The organism is Vibrio aphrogenes (assembly GCF_002157735.2).
Classification (GTDB): Bacteria; Pseudomonadota; Gammaproteobacteria; order Enterobacterales; family Vibrionaceae; genus Vibrio; species Vibrio aphrogenes.
The window spans coordinates 2,397,171-2,417,152 of record NZ_AP018689.1; the positions used below are offsets into that span (position 1 = coordinate 2,397,171).

The window sequence follows — 19,982 nt, forward strand, 5'->3', positions numbered from 1 at the left end:
ACATGGCATATCAAAGCGAACAACAATTAGAAAATGACTTTATTGCTCAATTAGTCAAACAAGACTTTGAGCGTGTTGTGTTGCCTGATAATGCAGCCCTTGAAGCCAACTTGAAAAGCCAGTTAGAGCAAGTGAATGATTGCCAGTTAACTGACAGCGAATTTCGTCAAGTACTGGGTAAGCTTGAAAAAGGCAACATTTTTACTAAAGCCAAGATTTTGCGTGATCGCCTTGATGTCACCCTCGATAACGGTGAATCCAAGCATTTGCGTTTATTGTTTAGCGAGCACGCTAAAAACCGTTTTCAAGTCGCCAATCAAATCACGGTTAAAGGCATTTATACCAATCGTTATGATGTGACCATTTTAGTGAACGGCTTACCTTTAATCCAAATTGAGCTTAAACGCCGAGGAATTGAATTAAAAGAAGCGTTCAATCAAATTCAACGCTACAAGAAGGACTCATTTAACGCCAATCATGGCTTATTTAATTACATTCAGTTGTTTGTCATTTCGAACGGTGTGAACACTCAGTATTTCTCGAACAATGCTAAGATGTCCGCCAAACAAACCTTTGACTGGACTGATAACCAAAACAATCGCCTGAGTAAATTGCATGACTTTGCCCGTAGCTTCTTAACCCCAGAACATCTAACAAAGATGCTGAGCCAATACATCGTATTAAATGAAACGGGTAAGTTTTTAATGGTGCTGCGCCCGTATCAGTTTTATGCGGTAGAGGCGATCATCAACCAAGTGAAAACCTCCCGTAAAAATGGCTATATTTGGCACACGACCGGCTCAGGTAAAACGCTCACCTCGTTTAAAGCAGCGCAAATTATGACTTCATTAGATGAGGTCGACAAAGTGGTTTTTGTGGTCGATAGAAAAGACCTCGATTATCAAACCGCATTAGAATTTAATGCTTTTAGCAAAGGCTGTGTTGATTCCACCGATAACACCAATATGCTCTTCCATCAGCTTCTTGATAAGCCGATAAAAGGCCGCAAGCAAAACGAGAATCGTAATACCAAGTTGGTGGTGACTACGCTACAAAAACTCAATAATGTCGTCACTAAGCAACGCTACTTGAAAGACATGAGCTCACTACAAGATAAGCGCATCGTGTTTATTTTTGATGAATGTCATCGTAGCCAGTTCGGGGATACTCATCAAAATATTGTGAGCTTCTTTAAAGGAGCGCAACTATTTGGCTTTACCGGAACACCTATTTTTGCGGAAAATGCGGTCGCGAAAAACTCCGTCAAAAAACTCACCAAAGATTTATTTGATGAAAGGCTGCACGCTTATGTGATTGTCGATGCGATTCGTGATCAGAACGTGCTCAAGTTTGCCATTGAATACGTGGGGCGCTACCAATACAAAGATGGTTCAAACAACAATCTTGATATTGAAGTGGAAGACATCGACACTAAAGAGTTATTGGCTTCTCCTGAACGCTTAGAAAAGATTGTGGATTACATTCTTGCTAATCATAAGCGCAAAACTCACAGCCGCGATTACAATGCGATGTTTTGTGTCTCCGGTGTTCCAGAGCTTATCCAGTATTATGAGCTGTTTGCTAAAAAGAAAGCCGAAGGCAAGCACAACCTCAAGATTGCGACCATATTCAGCTATAAGGCGAATGAAGAGGGAGAATATGAGCTTAACGGTGAAGCGGATGATGCTCATACTATCGAACTCAAAGAAGCCTCTGCCAAATACTTAAATCAAGGCCAAGCGGTCAAGCTACACAGCCGAGATAAGCTTGAATCCTTTATGGCAGACTATAACGCCATGTTTGGTAGCAGTTATACCACCAAAGACAGCGATTCTTTCTATGATTACTACAAGAACATTGCCAAGCGTGTCAGAGATAAGGAAATTGATATCTTACTCGTGGTCAATATGTTCTTAACTGGCTTTGACGCGCCTAAGCTCAATACTTTGTATGTGGATAAAAACCTCAAACATCATGGGTTAATCCAAGCCTTTTCACGCACTAACCGTTTATTAGATGAAGCGAAGTCTCACGGGAATATTGTCGCCTTCCGCAACTTGAAAAAAGCGGCCGATGAAGCGTTTAGCCTATTCTCAAATAAGCAGCCAAAAGAGTTCATTGAAACACCACCGTTTGATGACTTAATGGCCGATTTTAACGACGCTTATCAAGCGCTATTAGCCATTACGCCTACGGTTGATTCTGTCGATAGTTTGCCAGATGAAGAAGCACAAAAGTTGTTTGTGTTACAGTTCCGTCGTCTAATGCAGCTCAAGAACATGCTGAGTAACTTTGCTGATTTTGATATGGCCTCCACCGCGATGGATGAACAAGAGTTTCAAGACTTCACCAGTAAATATGCAGACTTAAACCGCCAGATACGCGAAACCTCCAGCAAAGAAAAGGTGTCTGTTCTGGATGATGTCGATTTTGAATTAGAGCTACTGCACCGTGATGAAGTCAATGTGGCGTATATTCTGCACTTACTCCGTGATTTAAATGACGAAGACAGTACAGAGGCCAAAGCCACCAAACGTAGTGCGATCGTGAATCTCATCAGCTCAGACCCAACACTACTCAGTAAGAAAGCCCTAATCGAGAAGTTTATGGATGAGCACCTAAACGGTATTCCGGCCAATAGCAGCGTAGAAGAAGAATTTGAGTTTTTCTGGGAAAAAGAAAAACGCCTAGCCATCGAAAAATTGGCGGCAGAAGAAAACCTCAATAAAGACAAGCTGCAAAGCTTGGTTAACCGTTATGAGTTAAGTGAAGAATTGCCTTTGCGTGATGATTTTGCCGATACTCTAGAAACCAAGCCAACGATTTTACAGCGCAAGAAAATCGTCAGCCGCCTCACCGAGAAATTCAAAGGCTTTGTTGAAACGTTTGTGGGCGGGATATAGAATAAATAAATTAAATCAAAAACTTAATTAAAATCATGATCAAATTAACGCTTCAACAATTTACTCAAAAATATGGAACAGATTGGTTAAAAAAAGCCCAGAACTTTGACTTTTCAATAGATAAAAACACGACCTTCACGAAAGAAGATTTAGACAAAATACACACCGATGATGGTCGTGATTTTCTATGAATGACAACCTTAAAATCTACGCAAGAAAGCCGGCGAAATGCCCGCAGTGTAAGCACTCCCCTGTAGCCTCTATTTTATATGGGCATCCTGCTTTTGATGACGATTTCGCTTTAAAAATGGAACAAGGCCGTATTGCTCTCGGAGGCTGCTGCATTGCCGTCAATCCTGGAGCGGCTTTACCTCGTTGGCAATGCAGCCAGTGTAAATTAGAAATGTATCGTCGGCAGGATGTAGAGCAAGCCCAACAAGAACAAGAAACACGCTAAATATCGGTAGGGTGTTATTTCACCCTACCAGTTTAACGCAATTCCTGAATAGCCGCGATTAAGGCGCTTACTCCTGCTTCCACTTTACTGCGTGGACAACCTACATTAAGGCGCAAGTAACCCTGTCCTTCTGGTCCATAAGTATCACCCGGCATGATCGCCACTTTATGTTCTTCAATCAGAAGGCGTTGCAGCGCTTCCATGTTGATGTTGAGTGGCTTCAAGTCAATCCAAGCTAAATATGTGCCTTGCGGAACCCGATAATTCAGCTCAGGGAAGGCGTTATTCAACTGCTGTGCGACATAAGCTAAGTTGTCATGCAAGTAGTCTTTCAATGCATCTAGCCAAGCACCACCTTGCTGATAGGCCGCGATATGGGCGATAACCCCTAGAATCGATGGTGACGATAATCCATGAGCCGCTTTAAGTTGAGTTAAGTAGGCTTCTCGATGCTCTTGATTGACAATGAATCCATAAGCCCCAGTCAGTGCTGGAATGTTAAAGGATTTAGAGCCTGAGCTGATTAAAGCCCACTGATCATTTAAGGCAACTTGTGACCAAGGAAGATAACGCTCAAAAGCCATATCCATATGAATATCATCGGAAATCACTTTAACATTATGGCGGTGGCATATCTCCGCCATGCGTTGTAATTCTGTTTGTGTCCACACCCGGCCTGTTGGGTTGTGTGGGCTGCATAATAAAAGAATTTTGCATTGTGGCAGCGCGGCTTGGGCTTCAAACTGCGGCCAATCAATCTCATAACTGCTGTCGGTTTTGATTAAAGGACTGGTGAGCATCTGACGATAGTTGGCCGATAACATATTACCGAAAGCGTCATAAGCTGGAGTATGCACTAGCACCCCATCACCAGGCTTGCTCCACAGTTGAACCAATTGGGAAACAAGGTAAATCACAGAAGGGCCATAGACTAACGACTCTGCGGGTAGATGAGCGGCATAACGCTTGGCAAACCATTGTGTCACTGCAGTTTTAAATTCATCATGATTCCAACGGCTATACCCCAGCACGCCATGTTCAAGGCGCTGCTTCAGTGCTGATAACACACACGGGGCGGTTGCAAAATCCATATCAGAAATAGTAAATGGCAACAAATCAGCATGACCGAAGCGGTCTTGTACGTAATCCCACTGAGTACAAAATGTGCCATGGCGATCAACGGTTTGAGAAAAATCGAACATCAAACATTACCTTAAGACTTAAAATAAGATGGGTATGAAAAGGGATAAGCGTCACCACTTACCCCACTCCATCCGTTAAGCATGAGCTTTCATTAAGCTTTGCATTTCATTTTTAACCATGTGTACTTGTGGGCCAATCACGACTTGTAAGTTATGTTCATCCAGCTTCACCACACCTAATGCGCCATTAGCTTTAAGCACGGCATCATTGACCAGAGACATATCTTCCACCGACATACGTAAACGGGTAATGCAGTTGTCTAATGAGGTGATGTTTTGTGCTCCACCTAGCGCCTCTAAAATGATGTCACCTTTGTAACCTAATTGGCTGTCTTTCACTTCGGCAGCAAAAGCCAATTCATCATTGGTTTCGGCTTCACGTCCTGGTGTTTTTAAGTTGAAACGAGTAATCGCAAAACGGAACACCCCGTAGTACACCACAAACCAAACAGCAGCAACTAGCGGAACCAAATACCATTCGGTCTTAGTGCCTTGCAACACGCCAAAGATAAGGAAATCAATGATGTTACCGTCGGTATTACCAATGGTCACACCAAGTAGCCCCATTACCATGAAACCAAGGCCCGTTAAGATCGCGTGCACAAAGTACAACACAGGGGCAACGAACAAGAATAAAAACTCTAGCGGTTCAGTGATGCCACCTACGACACAGGCCACCACACCGGACAGTAATAGCGCTTTTACTTTGCCGCGATTTTCAGGACGTGCACAGTGATACATAGCTAAAGCCGCGCCCGGTAAGCCACCTAAGAAAGTTGGCATTTTACCTTGCGATAAAAAGGCCGTGGCATGCGGGTCAAAACTGGTCACGCTTGAACAAGACAATTGCGCATAGAAAATATTCAATGCCCCGCTCACGTCATTACCACACACCGCTAATGTGCCACCGGCTTCTGTAAAGCGAATTAAGGCCACCAAAATATGATGTAAACCAAATGGCAATAACATGCGTTCGCCCGTGCCAAATAAGAATGGGCCAAACGGACCTGCATGAGAAATCACCGAACCGATGCCGTTAATGCCCATCGCAAAGTAAGGCCAAACGAGCGGCACAATCAAACCCACCAAGCCAAGTACTACGGCGGTGATAATTGGCACAAAACGCGCACCACCGAAGAAAGCTAAAGAATCTGGCATTTTGTAGGTATAAAAACGGGCGTGTAACTTGGCGACGATAATCCCCACGATCACCGCACCTAAAATACCAGTATCAATGGAATCAATCCCAATGATCGATTTAACCCCGTATGCCGCTTCTAAATCCGCTTGGCCAATCACACCTGCCACACTTAAATAGAAATTGACCGATAAGTTCATAGCCGCAAAGCCAACAAAACCGGCAAATGCGGCCACGCCTTTTTCTTCACGCGCTAATCCAAGAGGAATAGCGACCGCGAACATCACCGGCAAATAAATAAACGCCACCAAACCGATTTTAGTCATCCACATGAAGATCAGCTGTAGGATGAAGTTATCTAAAAATGGCAGACTTTCTTTTACCGCGGTACTCGATAATGAACTTCCGACCCCAAGCAAGATCCCAGAAAAAGCCAGTAAGGCCACTGGCAACATGAAGGTTTTACCTAAACTTTGGAAAAACTCCCAAATTGTGGTTTTTTTCTTGGTGTTTGACATAGCGTGTCACTCCACAGCATCAAAAAAATTAGCGGTCCAATTCAGTCGTCGCCATTGATAAAACGTTTTACCGAATTGAGTATAAAAAATGCTGACGCCTTATCAAGGTAGTAATGGTCAGCATCGTCTTTATATTGGAGCGGAGGATAAAACGTTTTACCTATATGTTTTGCTGGCTTGATCACGGTTATTAGTGATAAAAAACGCCATTGTTTGATTTTGTGATCCGGATACCTAAAGTCTTTTTAACTCATTTTTTGATATCGTAGAGCGCTATGAAAACCCCTAAACCTAAAATTACCGATGTTGCTAAACAAGCGGGCGTTTCCGTTTCTACCGTATCGTTAGCGTTAAGTGGTAAAGGCCGAATCTCTGAAGCCACCATTTTAAAAGTCAATCAAGCCATCGAACGCTTAGGCTATGTCCGCAACCACGCTGCCGCTAATTTACGTGCCCATACTTCCAATTTAATTGGGCTGATTGTCAAAGACATTACCGACCCTTTTTATATGCAGATCACCGCAGGCCTCAGTGAGCAACTAGATAAGCTAGGCTATATGCTATTTTTGACCCAATCAGGTCATCGTCAAGACCAACAAATACGCTGCTTGCAATCGCTGCTTCAACAAGGTGTCGCAGGGATTGTGCTGTGTCCGATACGTGAAAACACCCAGTCGATTATAGATCTTGCCCAACAGGCTCAAGTCCCGATCACCAGTATTGCGCGTGCAGAAATCAATACCGCACTCGATTATGTCGGCCCAGATAATACTCAAGCGGCGATGTTAGCGACCACTCATTTAGTGCAACAAGGGCATCGGCATATTGCTTACTTAGGTGGTCGTGGGGATTCATTAACTCGCGCTGAACGTATCGGGGGTTATTGCTCCACCTTAATGCAATACGGCTTACCATTTAAAAATGAGTGGATCATTGAATGCGATAAAAGTCAGCAAGCAGCGAGTGAAGCAACCCAAGCACTCTTAAATAAACACCCTAAAATCACCGCTATCTTATGCCACCATGCCAGCACCACCATTGGGGCACTTTATGGCGCACAAGCCGCCGGAAAAACGGTCGGTAAAGATAACTACATCGGTCAAGAAGTCGCTTTACTTGGTTTTGATGATGTAGCAGAAGCCTCATTGACGACACCGACGCTGAGCGTTGTCAGTACTTCGCCGGAGCAAATCGGACAACAAGCTGCGTTACAAATCGTGCGCAACATCCAGCAGCCACAACCATCACCGCAACGCATCATCATACCCGCCACGATTATTGGTCGTGAGTCAGCTTAACAAGCTAGCGATGACAGGTTATGATTTATACGGTTTTTCTTATATTTACGGTTTTTTTATATTTCCGATTTTTATTACATAAGGTACTAAGATGATATCTCTACGCCATTCCTTCGCCACACTGGCCATTTTCATGATGCTTGCCGGTTGTGCGCATCAAGATAAGCAAGAATTTAAAACCAATGCCCGTGAAGCGGCGCAAGCCACCAAAGACGCTGGGCGCACAATTGGTCATACGACTCGAGATGCCGCCAAAGAAACTGGTCACTTTTTCCGTGACATATTTAAAGACTAATCAACTGATTTTAAAGCAAAACATAAAAAGCCAAACGATTGCGCGAGCTTTTTGTAATGAAGTTAGTTAGAATACGCTGCAACAAAGTTTGGAGAACCATAACAGCCACTCACAGGGATGTTGAGTTGATCATTAGGTTACTAGTTGGGTTAATAGCACAGCATTAGAAAGGTTTTTACCAAAGCGTGGTACTCGCTTTTCGTAGCGTCAGATACCGCTTTGGCAAACATCTTTATACCCAAGTGACTTCAAGGTGCAGAATTCAGAGCTATCATCCAAGTCTTTAAACAAGGAAGATTCGCGTAGGAATGTAAGCACCTTTCAAACGAATCTGACGCCGAGTAAAGGCTTGGATGAAGCTCCCGAAGGGCAAGTTAAAACAAGCTTTATGCTGCGTTAAATTGAACAGAGATAGAATCACTATGAACATATTCAATTTGCCTTGCCTAAAACTTGTTTTAATCTTGCTGAAACTCGCACCTTGAAGTGACTTGGGTATATTTGTTTTTAACTCCGTGATTTAAGGAATATGGAAGCCATGGAAAACGCTCGCCCAATTCGTCGCGCTCTAATCAGCGTATCTGACAAAACTGGTATTGTTGAATTTGCCCAAGCACTGACTCAACGTGGTGTGGAAATTCTTTCAACAGGTGGTACATTCAAACTACTGCAAGACAATGCCATCACCGCCACAGAAGTGTCTGATTACACCGGTTTCCCTGAAATGATGGACGGTCGTGTAAAAACCCTTCACCCGAAAGTACATGGTGGCGTATTAGGTCGTCGTGGTACGGATGAAGCTGTCATGGAACAACACGGCATCCAACCCATCGATATGGTCGTCGTCAACCTTTACCCATTCGCTGAAACCGTTGCTAAAGCGGGTTGTACCCTTGAAGATGCGGTAGAAAATATCGATATCGGTGGGCCAACTATGGTTCGTTCTGCAGCCAAAAACCACAAAGATGTCACTATTGTCGTCAACGCATCAGACTACCAGCGCGTTATCGCTGAAATGGACGCTAACGACAAATCACTCACTCTAGAAACTCGTTTCGACTTAGCGATTGCTGCCTTTGAACACACGGCTGCTTACGATGGCATGATCGCCAACTACTTCGGCACTATGGTTCCTAGCTACGGCGAGAACAAAGAAGGTGATGAAGCCCCTTCTCCTAAAAACAAAGCTAAGTTCCCACGCACTTTCAATCAACAGTTCGAGAAAAAGCAAGACATGCGCTACGGTGAAAATAGCCACCAAGCCGCCGCTTTCTATGTTGAAGCAAACCCTCAAGAAGCCTCGGTTTCTACTGCACGTCAAATCCAAGGTAAGGCCCTGTCTTATAACAACATCGCCGATACCGACGCAGCACTTGAGTGCGTAAAAGAATTCAACGAACCCGCTTGTGTGATCGTAAAACACGCCAACCCTTGTGGTGTGGCACTAGGCTCTGACCTTTTAGAAGCTTACAACCGCGCTTATCAAACTGACCCAACCTCAGCCTTCGGTGGCATTATTGCCTTCAACCGTGAGCTCGATGCGGCAACCGCACAAGCGATTGTTGAGCGTCAATTTGTAGAAGTGATTATTGCGCCAAGCGTTTCTGAAGAAGCAATTAAAGTGGTCGAAGCGAAGAAAAACGTGCGTCTGCTTGAGTGTGGTGAGTGGACAACTAAGACGACTGGTTTTGATGTTAAGCGTGTCAACGGTGGCCTGTTAGTGCAAGACCGTGACCAAGGCATGGTGACGCTGGATGACTTAAAAGTGGTATCAAAACGTCAACCAACCGAAGAAGAGCTCAAAGATGCGCTATTCTGTTGGAAAGTCGCCAAATACGTGAAATCAAACGCCATTGTGTATTCAAAAGGCGACATGACTATCGGTGTCGGCGCAGGCCAAATGAGCCGCGTGTACTCTGCGAAAATCGCCGGTATTAAAGCCGCTGATGAAGGTTTGCAAGTTGAAGGCTGTGTGATGGCATCAGATGCCTTCTTCCCATTCCGTGATGGCATCGACGCCGCTGCAGAAGCGGGAATTAAGTGCGTGATTCAACCAGGCGGTTCCATGCGTGATGATGAAGTGATTGCCGCTGCCGATGAACACGGCATGGCGATGATCTTTACCGGCATGCGTCATTTCCGTCATTAATATTTTCGTTTCTCGTATTACGTTTCTCGTTGCTCGATGTATCGCTTTTGATTTTCCGAGCAACGAGACACGAGCATTCGAGATACGCTTTTAACAAGAGATACCATATATGAACATACTTATCATCGGCTCTGGCGGCCGCGAACACGCACTAGGCTGGAAAGCTGCGCAAAACCCAAATGTTGAGACCGTTTATGTAGCGCCGGGTAATGCGGGCACTGCACTTGAGCCTAAGCTTAAAAATGTCGATATTGGCGTTGAAGATATTGATGGCTTGGTTGAATTTGCACAAAACAACAGCATTGAATTGACGATTGTTGGCCCTGAAGCCCCGCTTGTTATTGGTGTGGTTGACGCTTTCCGTGCGGCTAAACTGCCGATCTTTGGCCCGACTAAAGATGCCGCTCAACTAGAAGGCTCGAAAGCCTTCACTAAAGACTTTTTAGCACGTCATAAAATCCCAACTGCTGATTACGCTAACTTTACCGAAATCGAACCTGCGTTAGCTTATGTGCGCGAAAAAGGCGCACCGATAGTGGTGAAAGCTGATGGCCTCGCGGCTGGTAAAGGCGTGATCGTGGCGATGACACTGCAAGAAGCCGAAGATGCTATTCAAGATATGCTAGCCGGTAATGCCTTTGGTGAGGCGGGTAGTCGTGTGGTGATTGAAGAGTTTCTGGATGGCGAAGAAGCGAGCTTTATCGTGATGGTTGATGGCTCAAGCGTACTGCCAATGGCCACCAGTCAAGACCACAAACGTGTCGGCGATAAAGATACTGGGCCAAATACTGGCGGGATGGGAGCCTATTCTCCAGCCCCCGTGGTGACCCCTGAAATCCACCAGCGCGTACTTGATGAAGTCATCTACCCAACGGTGCGTGGCATGGACGCCGAAGGTTACCCTTACACTGGCTTCCTTTATGCTGGCCTGATGATCATGGCCGACGGGACACCAAAAGTCATCGAATACAACTGCCGCTTTGGTGACCCAGAAACCCAGCCTATCATGATGCGCATGCAATCTGATTTAGTTGAGCTGTGCTTAATGGCGATTGATGAAAAGTTAGATGAAGCCGAATCTCATTGGGACCCGCGCGCATCAATTGGCATTGTATTAGCGGCGGGCGGTTACCCCGGTGATTACGCTAAAGGCGATGTGATCAGCTTGCCAAGCGGTGATGAGGTCGAAGGTGAGAAAATCTTCCACGCTGGCACCAGTAATAACGCCAATGGCGAGGTTGTAACCGCTGGCGGTCGTGTGTTGTGTGCGACCGCATTAGGTCATAGCGTATCAGAAGCGCAACAACGTGCTTATGCGCTTGCCAAACAAGTCAGTTGGAATGGTATGTTCCATCGTAATGACATTGGCTATCGCGCGATTGCTCGTGAGAAATAAGCGCACTCATACTCATTAGCCGCGCTTATCGAGCCTTTTAACACACAAAGGCGCTCATAATGAGCGCCTTTGTTTTATTTTTTAGGAATAGATAAAAAGGTTATTGCATAATGAGGTGCGCACGTTGCACACAACCGTGATCGGCTTTTTCTAAACTGAGTAATTGGCTTATCGTAACAGTTTTGCTTTTCTTATCTGTTTCACCGATAAAAGCGGCATAGCTGGATAAATTACTTAAACGTTGCTTCATCATCTCGGGCATATTCAATTCATGCTCAAATTTCAAGTGATTGTATTGACCACCATCGCATGACTCAAATGTCGCGCCATTCCAGATCCCTTGAATCAATTCATAACCTTGACCATGGATATTATCCACTTTACTCACCAAGGCTTTCGCTTGCTGCGCATAATAATCCAAGTCCGCTTGATTTAAAGGCAAAATTTGATTGTCTACTCGATAACGTTGATAGATGGCTTCGCCTTCTGTGCTAAAACGAATATGTACTAGGAAGGGTTCAAGGTCTCTGCCGTTTTGGTGCATTTCACCTTCACGTACAATTTCTTTTATGGTGCCATCTTGCCACTGATAACTGCTTTTATACCAAGCCTGACCGGGCAGCATCACATAGTCAGAGCCAGTCGTTGGCTTAGCTAAGGCTCGGGTATACCAATAGAAGGCTTTTGATTGGCCGTTGAGTTCGCCACCGGATAAATCAACCGGTTCGACGGAGCCGCTAAACTTGCTACTAATATGCTCAGTCCAAGAGCCTGGAGAGCTACAGCCGGCAAGCAAAGAAAGTAAAAGAATGGAAAATATTGGACGTTTCATAAAAAAACTACGCTGGTGAAATACTCAGCGTAGTATATACACAAACTAGCACGGTATGCGAGTTGCAATCAGCCAGAAGATGGCTGAGCTAGAATTATTTAACCGCGTCTTTAAGTGCTTTACCTGCTGTGAAAGCTGGTACGTTTGCTGCAGAAATTTGGATTTCAGCACCAGTTTTAGGGTTACGACCTGTGCGAGCTGCACGATGGTTAATTTTAAAAGTACCAAAACCAATTAGTTGTACTTGATCGCCATCTTTTAGCGCTTCAGTTACACCGCCAAGCGTAGCTTCAAGAGCTGCTTTTGCTTGAGCTTTAGATAGGTCTGCTTTTTCTGCAATGGCATCGATTAATTGAGTCTTGTTCATTCTAGGTTTCCCTTCTCATTATTTTGAAGATCGATTCTTTTTGAAGATCGGTTGTTTTAAAGTCTGAATCCACTCTAAATCATAAAGGCCCCGTCTGGCAAAGGTTTGTGGCCATTCTTGTGCTTTATTGACGTAATTTTAACCGGAATTTGAGCCTTGACTCACATTTTGTCTTTTTAAAGCAATCTCTATGAAAAATTTGTGAATTTTCAACTATTAGCTAAACGAGCTCGCTCAAAAATGATTATTCAGCGAAATAATATTTTTGGTTGAAAAATCAAGCACTCAATAGTCAACACTGATGCCAATATTACTGATGTTTTCTTCCCGCAATTCACTGCGTAATTCTTTGATCAGTTCAATATCTCGAGTTTCGGTTTCACGCAAAGGACGGAATAATGCCCATTGCACATCCCACTCCTGACATACGGCTTCATTTTCTTTTTGGTTTGCGTTGGTGATCTCTTCACTGCCTTGAGCTTCTTCCAACTGGGCAACGGTTTTAACGGAAAGCTGGCTCAAATCGATCATAGCTTCAAACATTTCTTCACGATCCAAAAGCGCATGCAATAAAATGGATAAACCAATACACGCATCAATTGCAGGGTAAACCGCGTAAAACTGATAATCTTCAGAACTTGGAATCAACTCTTCTAATTTCTCAAGCTGACGTTCAAAGTTTACTTTGGCGGTTTTTACCGTTAATACTTCCCAAACACTGTCTAAAATTTCGCGATATTTGCGGGCATCTGCAAACTCAGTGTTTTGACAAAATAAAGCATAATTGGGGTACATGCGTTCACACAGACAAGCCATAAAGGTCATTTGTTGCCAAGGAACGAATTTTTCTAAGCGGACTTGAAGCGGATTCTGTAGCATAATTACTCAAACTTTTTCAATGAATACTAAACAAGGGAAGTGTACTTGATAACCGCTTCGTTTACTTATAAAAGAATACAATTAACTCAAAGGAACTTTGTTATTTTATGATTTTAGACACAACCGAGCGCACACCGACATGGGTTTATATTCTTTCTAAACAAGCCGATATCTATCAAAAGATGTGGGCAAGTGGTCATTTTCCGGGCATGAAGCGCACTCAAGACAAATCACAAGCGACCGTAGTCTTGGCCGATCCGCCGCTCTTAGCGCAGCATATCGATGAGTTTCCGCACCTCCAATGGGCGCAATCCACTTTTGCTGGAGTAGAAACCTTAACCCAACCTCATTGCCCCACACATTATCAACTGACAAATGTGAAAGGTATTTTCGGGCAGTTAATCAGTGAATACGTACTGGCTTACAGCTTAGGTTATTATCGACATTTCCCTCAATATCAACAGCAACAACAGCAACGACAATGGCAGCCCCACCATTATCAATCAGTATTAGGTAAAACCGTCGTGATCTTAGGTACTGGCTCAATTGGCAATAAATTGGCGACCACAGTCACAGCTCTTGGTTTTCAGGCTATTGGGGTAAACCGTCGTGGGCAACTTCCGGCGCACAGCGATTTCAAACATGTCTATGCCATTGAGCAGATTGATCAAGCCTTAGCACAAGCGGATATCATCGTTAATGCCCTACCGAGCACCGAACAAACACGCAATATTTTAAATGCCAATCATTTATCTCATTGTCAGCAAGCGTTACTATTTAATATTGGCCGGGGCGATGCACTCGATGAAAGCGGCTTACTGTTAGCGCTAGAAAAGCATTGGATCGCTCATGCTTATTTAGATGTTTTCCCAGTGGAGCCATTACCCAATGAAAGCCCATATTGGGAACATCCGAATATCACCTTAACGCCACACATTGCAGCCACCAGCTTTCCTGAGCAGGTTTTTGCTATTTTTGAGCAAAATTGCCAACGTTGGTCAGCAAAGCAACCTTTAATTAATCTCGTTGATTTTGAGCGAGGGTATTAATGAGCCATTTTACTGAGCTTACCCAGCAGATTGCGCAGTGTCAGATTTGTGCACCATCACTGAGCGAAGGATGTCGTCCTGTGATTCAAGTGCACCCAGAGGCCAAAATCTTGATCATAGGCCAAGCACCTGGCCGCAAAGTGCATCAAACTGGGGTCGCTTTTAATGACGCTAGTGGCGATCGCCTCAGAGCGTGGTTAGGAATGGAACGCCATCAGTTTTATGATCCCACCTTATTGGCGATTATGCCGATGGGGTTTTGTTACCCCGGAAAAGGGAAAAGTGGTGATTTACCGCCAAGAAAAGAATGCGCTCCGACCTGGCATCAACCCCTGTTACAGCATTTACCCAATATTGAGTTAATCTTATTAATTGGCCAATATGCTCAACAGTATTATTTAGCCGATAAGCCAAAAACACTCACCGAAACAGTACAAGCTTGGCAGCAATTTGCCCCCCGCATGCTTCCACTGCCTCACCCTTCACCTCGTAATAATATTTGGTTGAAGAACAACCCTTGGTTTGAGCAGCAAGTCATCCCCTATTTACAACAAAGCGTATCGGCATTAATTCACCGCAACTGAGGTAAATTAGCCAGAATGATTAATCCGTTTGCGTTGCATTAACCATAAAGCCAACCCGCCGTAAATTGCACTCTGTAGCCATAATTGCCACGCATAAGGCAACACTTGCTCAAGACTCGCGCCCATTTGATTTAAACGTAAAAAACCATTAATTGCCGGTGTAGAAGGTGCCAATTGTGCCAAAATTTGTAATGCGAAAGGCAGCTCTGCGGTTGGCCATACAAAGCCTGCACAGAACACCAAAGGCAGTGAACTCAACACTACAATCAAGGTGGCTAACTCTTTACGTGGGATCAATTCTCCCATGATCATCCCCAAGGCAATAACCGCCAACAAAAAGGGAATGATCAACACAAACAGATTTGAAATTGACGCTAAACGACTGACACCATAAAAATCAAAGCTGAAACCAAAATAGTACATTACTAACGGAATATAAATCAGCAACAGTAGCAACCCTCGCGCTGACCACATATCGAACGGTTGGCAGTGTTGCCAATAACCACCTTGTTGAGCATGTCGTTGCTCATTGATACTTCCCCCTAATAGCCCTGCGGCAATCAACAAGGTTTGATGCAAAATCAGCACAAACACCGCTGGAACTATATAGTTGATATAGCCATTAGTGGGATTAAAAACAGGCTGCATTGATAACTTAATCGGCGCATATTGTTGAGCCGCTAAGACTAAATTCTCTCCCGACATCACCATGCGTGATACTTTCGCTTGCGCCGATAACGTTCCACCGGCTGTAGCTAACCCTTCGACAACAGTGCCATAAATTAAAAAATAGGCCGCATCACCAGCGTACGCTAATGTCGGACTACGACCGAGTAAAAGGTCACGGCTGAAATGACGAGGGATCAATAAAATGCCATGCACTTTACCTTGATTAAATAGCTGTTTCGCAGCGTCTAAACTGTAGGCATGTTCAGTGATGTTGACCTGTGGTGTCGCCTCCACCATTCTTTCTAATTGGCGACTTTTGGCGGTGTTATCCAGATTCACCACCACGATAGATTGCTCACGTGGTAGCTGCTGACTATAAGGCAGTGGGTATAAAAATGAATACATGACCACCCCACCAAATACCGTGAGTAAGAGTGCAGGGTTGGTCAAGATCCCTTTTATCTCACAACGAAAGACTTGCCACCAATTCATGAGCGGCCTCCTGATGGCATCGCTAATGCTTTAGCGCGCAGCCCCACCACCAGCAGTAACAACAAAAACAGGCTAAGCGCGAACAAAGGCTGTGAGACTGGCATTAAACCGACCCCATTGTTAACTTGCATCACTTGCACATCGATATAATGACTCACTGGCAACATGCTCCGCCAAACCTGCCCTAACCAAGGCATATCGGATGCGGGAAAGGTAATACCCATAAAGGCAAAAGCTGGTGCGGTAAAAGCGGCGACAAAACTCATCGAGCGAGTCACATCTAAAGTCAGCATAAAAAATAATGCTCCTAGACTTTGACAAGCCAATACCATGAGCAATTGTGCGAGTAATAAAATGCCCCAATGCCCATGCATAGGCCAATCTAGCCAAAGATATAGCATGGATAAAAACGCCATTCCCTGCACAAGATAAAGCGGGGTGTAGGCCAAAATTTTTGCAACCACCATAGGAATAGGGTTACGCCCTAACCATTGAGATAGCCCTTGTTTTCGCTGCTCTAGAGAGAAACTTAATACCGTGGTTGCCACAATAAAAATTTGCCATAATGCTGGGATCGCCGCAGACACCAAAAATTGCCCATAATGACTATTACTGTTAAATAATGCCGTCACTTGGGTTTGAATCGGTACCGCCTGCGCTAAAGCCTGTTGAGGTAGAGTGTCCCCTTTGCTCATACTTTTTACTGCATCAATTTGGGCATTAAAGGTACCTTGTGCCTGCTGCATAGCGGCGTTCACCAGCTTCCCAATTAATAGAAACTGGCTATTATAAAAGGTCGTAATAGTGGGAGGATGTCCAAGGAGTACTTCTTGGGTTAACTGATCGGGTATCACAACCAAGGCATAAATCTTACCGCTTTGTAAATCCTGTTTTCCTTGTGATACCGAGGTATAAGCTTGGCTAACCTGTAAGGTCGGGCTGGCATCATAATAACGAATCACGGCACGCGATAAGCTGCTGTGCTCAAAATCTACCACACCTATCGGTAAATCTCTGGCACTCCCAGCCGAGAAAATCCACCATAATGACAAAAACAACAATAATGGTAGCCACCACAGCATCGCCTTTAACCACGGCTGTTGAGTGATTTGCAACCATTCTCGTTGTAACATTTGACCTTGAATCATCACCATTAAGCCAACATTATTGATCGTCAAGCAACACGCTCATGCCTACTCGTAATCCCTCGATAGGATGAGTAGGACGAGCTTCGACTTCAAAGGTACGCATATCAAAGCCTTGATTGGCATCTGTGGTACGCCACGTAGCAAAATCACCCATCACCGCAACATGTGACACGACAAAGGTATATTGCTCTTCTCCCAGAGCGGGAATTCGAACCTGCAATTTTGCACCTTGTTTAAACTGTTGTAGCTTATCTTCACGCACATGGAACACGGCCCAGGCATCATTCATATCTAAAATCGTCACCACAGGGAACCCTTGTGGAGCCAGCTCTCCGGAACGCAATAAGATATCGCTGACTTCACCCGCATGCCAACTGGCGATTTGTGTATCGGCCACATAAGCTTCAACTTCCGCTACCGCACCTGCCGCTTGTTTTTCTTGTTGCTGAGCAGCACGTTTGGTTTCATCACGAGCACCTTCTTGCGCCATTTGGTACATTTGATACGCCGCTCGTTCTGTATATTTTGAAGCCTGCCATTGAGTATAAGCTTCATCGCGTTTTTGCTCGGCAACCACCCCGTCTTGATACAGGTTTTGTACTCGTTGATAGGTTTTTTCCATTAAGCTTGCGGCGGCTTTTGCTTTACGCCACTGATCTTGTGCTGCCGCAATCTCTTGGTTTCGAGCGCCTTTTTCAGCTTGCTCGGCTATGGCTCCCGCCGCCCCTTGCGCCGCTTTGGCTTGAGCGAGTTTTGCTTCTATTTCAGGACTTAATAAGGTGAAAATTTTCTGACCGGCAACCACTTGATCACCTTTTTTCACTAACACTTGATCAATCCGGCCTGGAACTTTAGATGAAATCAAATATTGCTGCGCTTCAATTTGACCTTGAAAACGTTCCGCTTGAGGTTGGTAAGCACGCCAAAACGTATAGCTGAGCCAAATCACTACAAATGCGACAATAATGGCGAATATAATGGATTTACGAGAACGCATCATTGAACCTCTAGCCCTTGATATTGTTGGTATTGATTAAAACTATCTACTTCACTGCTCACCGCTAATAAACGCGATAAAGACAACACATATTGATAAGCGGCGGCCGAACGTTGCGTTTTAATGCTGTTTAAATACAACTCCGCATCGACCACATCTAACGAGGTCGCAATGCCTTGGCTAAACGCCTTTTTCTGTAATTGGATATTCTCTTGCGCCATTGAAATACTTGAGGCTAAACCTTGGTATTCCTCTAAAGCTTGATTAGCTTCTCGGTAGGTTTTTTCGACTAATAAAGAGAGATCTTGTTTTGCTTGGGCTCGCAAATAGCCAACTTTTTTAATCGCGGTATGCGCCGCCCCAACTTTTTCAGAGCGCCCCGAATTATCCAAAAGTGGAATGCTCACGCCCACGCCCACTAACCAATCTGGGGTAGTTTTGCCCACCAGCGTATCATCTTGGTAAACGTTATAATTACCGTAAACATACACTTCTGGGTAGTATTTCCCTTTCTCAACCTCCACCAATCCATTGGCTTGTTTTTCTTTGGCCGCGAGGATATTTAATCCCGGGTAATCTTGTAGTGTTTTATCGAGAAAAGCCTGCATCGGCGGCAAACTTTTATTGATGAATAAGTGGGTTGAAGGCTCCACCAGTGTTGGTGATTTAATCAAATGAGTCAGTGCCATTTGGGCAATTTCCACATCGCGTTGTGCCTTTTTGGTATCGACTTTGGCTTTATCATACGCGGTTTCAGCTTGTAGTCGCTGAACTCTGGCTATCTGCCCTTGTTGCTCCATTTTTATAGCGTGATCAAGATGTTCTTTTAAGCCTTGCTCTACTTCTTGGCGAGTCGTTAACACTTGCTGAGCTAATACCACCCCAAAATAGTATTTCGATAAATCTTCAAATTTACCTTGTTGCTTCATGGCTAATAAATACTGAGCTTCTTCTGATTTTGCCTTGGCGATATCTTGCGCCGCAGAAATTCGCCCTCCAGTAAAGATAGGCCAAATCGCCCGAATAGAACTAGTAAAGACATCCTTTTCCATTAACGTTGAGGTCAGCATGCCATCAAAAGCTTGAGTTAATGCACTGGCTCCGAGAGAGGTACTGTCTGCAAGATCGGAAGGAGAAACCGTCACATCATCATCTAATCGTGTGTAATTAGCACTTAGCGTAAGGCTCGGAAAATTGAGCGCCCCTGTTGCATCTTGCTTATATTGTGCTTGTTCGACACTGGCACGCTCTGCAGCTAAACCATCATTATTGGTCAGGAGGGATTGCCAAGCTTGATAAAAAGTGACGTCTTGGGCAGAGCTCGAAAAGGAAAATAGCAATAAAACCAAACTGGTACTTGTGGTCAACTTCAACTTAATCATAATGTTAATCTTATTCCCGAACCCTGTAGCGCAATGGTGTATAGCTTAGGGCTTGTCTGGATAAACTGCAATAGACTGCTCCGATCTGTAGAGCCAGAAAAACCTTTTGTGGTTATAAAATCTGATTTACAAAAAGCCGATTTATAAAAACGTATATTAAAGACGCATATAAAAACCATAAAAAAAGCGCAGGCCACGCTGCGCTTTTAAGATGAGAATTGTTTGCT

17 protein-coding genes are annotated in these 19,982 nt (G+C 44.4%); 8 read left to right on the plus strand and 9 right to left on the minus strand.

Annotated elements, in window-relative coordinates; all coding sequences use genetic code 11:
• Positions 1–2 precede the first annotated feature (2 nt).
• Together VCA1004_RS10845 and VCA1004_RS10850 are read left to right on the plus strand one after the other, a co-directional pair.
• The gene (locus VCA1004_RS10845) at positions 3–2,903 is read left to right on the plus strand and encodes a type I restriction endonuclease subunit R (RefSeq protein ID WP_086981769.1); all 2,901 of its coding nucleotides are present in this window, start codon (positions 3–5) and stop codon (positions 2,901–2,903) included.
• 187 nt (positions 2,904–3,090) lie between these two features.
• Positions 3,091–3,360 (plus strand): hypothetical protein, encoded by a 270-nt coding sequence (locus VCA1004_RS10850; RefSeq protein WP_086981770.1) that lies wholly within the window; start codon positions 3,091–3,093, stop codon positions 3,358–3,360.
• 32 nt (positions 3,361–3,392) lie between these two features.
• Here VCA1004_RS10850 and VCA1004_RS10855 read toward each other — a convergent pair whose 3' ends face one another.
• Together VCA1004_RS10855 and malX are read right to left on the minus strand one after the other, a co-directional pair.
• Entirely contained in the window at positions 3,393–4,562 is a 1,170-nt protein-coding gene (locus VCA1004_RS10855) for a MalY/PatB family protein (RefSeq protein WP_086981771.1), read from the minus strand.
• 75 nt (positions 4,563–4,637) lie between these two features.
• A complete protein-coding gene (gene malX, locus VCA1004_RS10860; RefSeq protein WP_086981772.1) occupies positions 4,638–6,218 on the minus strand; it encodes a maltose/glucose-specific PTS transporter subunit IIBC in 1,581 nt (526 codons plus the stop codon).
• Positions 6,219–6,493: 275 nt separating this feature from the next.
• Between malX and malI the strand changes: the two genes are divergently transcribed.
• The 4 genes from malI (at position 6,494) to purD (ending at position 11,356) form a co-directional block, all read left to right on the plus strand.
• Entirely contained in the window at positions 6,494–7,516 is a 1,023-nt protein-coding gene (malI, locus tag VCA1004_RS10865; protein WP_086981773.1) for a Mal regulon transcriptional regulator MalI, read from the plus strand.
• 91 nt (positions 7,517–7,607) lie between these two features.
• Entirely contained in the window at positions 7,608–7,811 is a 204-nt protein-coding gene (locus tag VCA1004_RS10870) for a hypothetical protein (RefSeq protein ID WP_086981774.1), read from the plus strand.
• A gap of 538 nt (positions 7,812–8,349) precedes the next feature.
• Positions 8,350–9,960, plus strand: a complete 1,611-nt coding sequence (gene purH, locus VCA1004_RS10875; RefSeq protein ID WP_086984582.1) for a bifunctional phosphoribosylaminoimidazolecarboxamide formyltransferase/IMP cyclohydrolase — start codon at positions 8,350–8,352, stop codon at positions 9,958–9,960.
• Between the two features lie 109 nt (positions 9,961–10,069).
• Complete coding sequence (gene purD, locus VCA1004_RS10880) at positions 10,070–11,356, plus strand: phosphoribosylamine--glycine ligase (protein ID WP_086981775.1); 1,287 nt, start codon at positions 10,070–10,072, stop codon at positions 11,354–11,356.
• A gap of 100 nt (positions 11,357–11,456) precedes the next feature.
• Here purD and VCA1004_RS10885 read toward each other — a convergent pair whose 3' ends face one another.
• The 3 genes from VCA1004_RS10885 to VCA1004_RS10895 all read right to left on the minus strand — a co-directional run bounded on the left by VCA1004_RS10885 (position 11,457) and on the right by VCA1004_RS10895 (position 13,434).
• Positions 11,457–12,188, minus strand: a complete 732-nt coding sequence (locus VCA1004_RS10885; protein WP_086981776.1) for a DUF1481 domain-containing protein — start codon at positions 12,186–12,188, stop codon at positions 11,457–11,459.
• A gap of 94 nt (positions 12,189–12,282) precedes the next feature.
• Positions 12,283–12,555, minus strand: a complete 273-nt coding sequence (gene hupA, locus VCA1004_RS10890) for a nucleoid-associated protein HU-alpha (RefSeq protein ID WP_086981777.1) — start codon at positions 12,553–12,555, stop codon at positions 12,283–12,285.
• Positions 12,556–12,840: 285 nt separating this feature from the next.
• On the minus strand, positions 12,841–13,434 hold the full coding sequence (locus VCA1004_RS10895) for a YjaG family protein (protein ID WP_086981778.1): 594 nt from the start codon (positions 13,432–13,434) through the stop codon (positions 12,841–12,843).
• 107 nt (positions 13,435–13,541) lie between these two features.
• Between VCA1004_RS10895 and VCA1004_RS10900 the strand changes: the two genes are divergently transcribed.
• Positions 13,542–14,483 carry a D-2-hydroxyacid dehydrogenase gene (locus VCA1004_RS10900; protein WP_086981779.1) on the plus strand — a complete coding sequence of 314 codons (942 nt, stop codon included), beginning with the start codon at positions 13,542–13,544 and terminating at the stop codon, positions 14,481–14,483.
• On the plus strand, positions 14,483–15,067 hold the full coding sequence (locus VCA1004_RS10905) for a uracil-DNA glycosylase family protein (protein WP_086981780.1): 585 nt from the start codon (positions 14,483–14,485) through the stop codon (positions 15,065–15,067). The genes VCA1004_RS10900 and VCA1004_RS10905 overlap by 1 nt, the downstream gene beginning before the upstream one ends.
• A gap of 6 nt (positions 15,068–15,073) precedes the next feature.
• On the opposite strand, the gene VCA1004_RS10910 is transcribed toward VCA1004_RS10905, so the two are convergent.
• From VCA1004_RS10910 to VCA1004_RS10925, 4 genes are read right to left on the minus strand one after another with little or no spacing between them, the layout of a single operon-like run.
• Positions 15,074–16,228: an ABC transporter permease gene (locus VCA1004_RS10910; protein WP_086981781.1), complete on the minus strand. Its 1,155-nt coding sequence runs from the start codon at positions 16,226–16,228 to the stop codon at positions 15,074–15,076.
• Positions 16,225–17,406 carry an ABC transporter permease gene (locus VCA1004_RS10915; RefSeq protein WP_331813064.1) on the minus strand — a complete coding sequence of 394 codons (1,182 nt, stop codon included), beginning with the start codon at positions 17,404–17,406 and terminating at the stop codon, positions 16,225–16,227. The genes VCA1004_RS10910 and VCA1004_RS10915 overlap by 4 nt, the downstream gene beginning before the upstream one ends.
• The gene (locus VCA1004_RS10920; protein WP_086981782.1) at positions 17,393–18,373 is read right to left on the minus strand and encodes an HlyD family secretion protein; all 981 of its coding nucleotides are present in this window, start codon (positions 18,371–18,373) and stop codon (positions 17,393–17,395) included. The genes VCA1004_RS10915 and VCA1004_RS10920 overlap by 14 nt, the downstream gene beginning before the upstream one ends.
• On the minus strand, positions 18,373–19,758 hold the full coding sequence (locus VCA1004_RS10925) for a TolC family protein (RefSeq protein ID WP_408646905.1): 1,386 nt from the start codon (positions 19,756–19,758) through the stop codon (positions 18,373–18,375). The genes VCA1004_RS10920 and VCA1004_RS10925 overlap by 1 nt, the downstream gene beginning before the upstream one ends.
• Between the last annotated feature and the right edge of the window lie 224 nt (positions 19,759–19,982).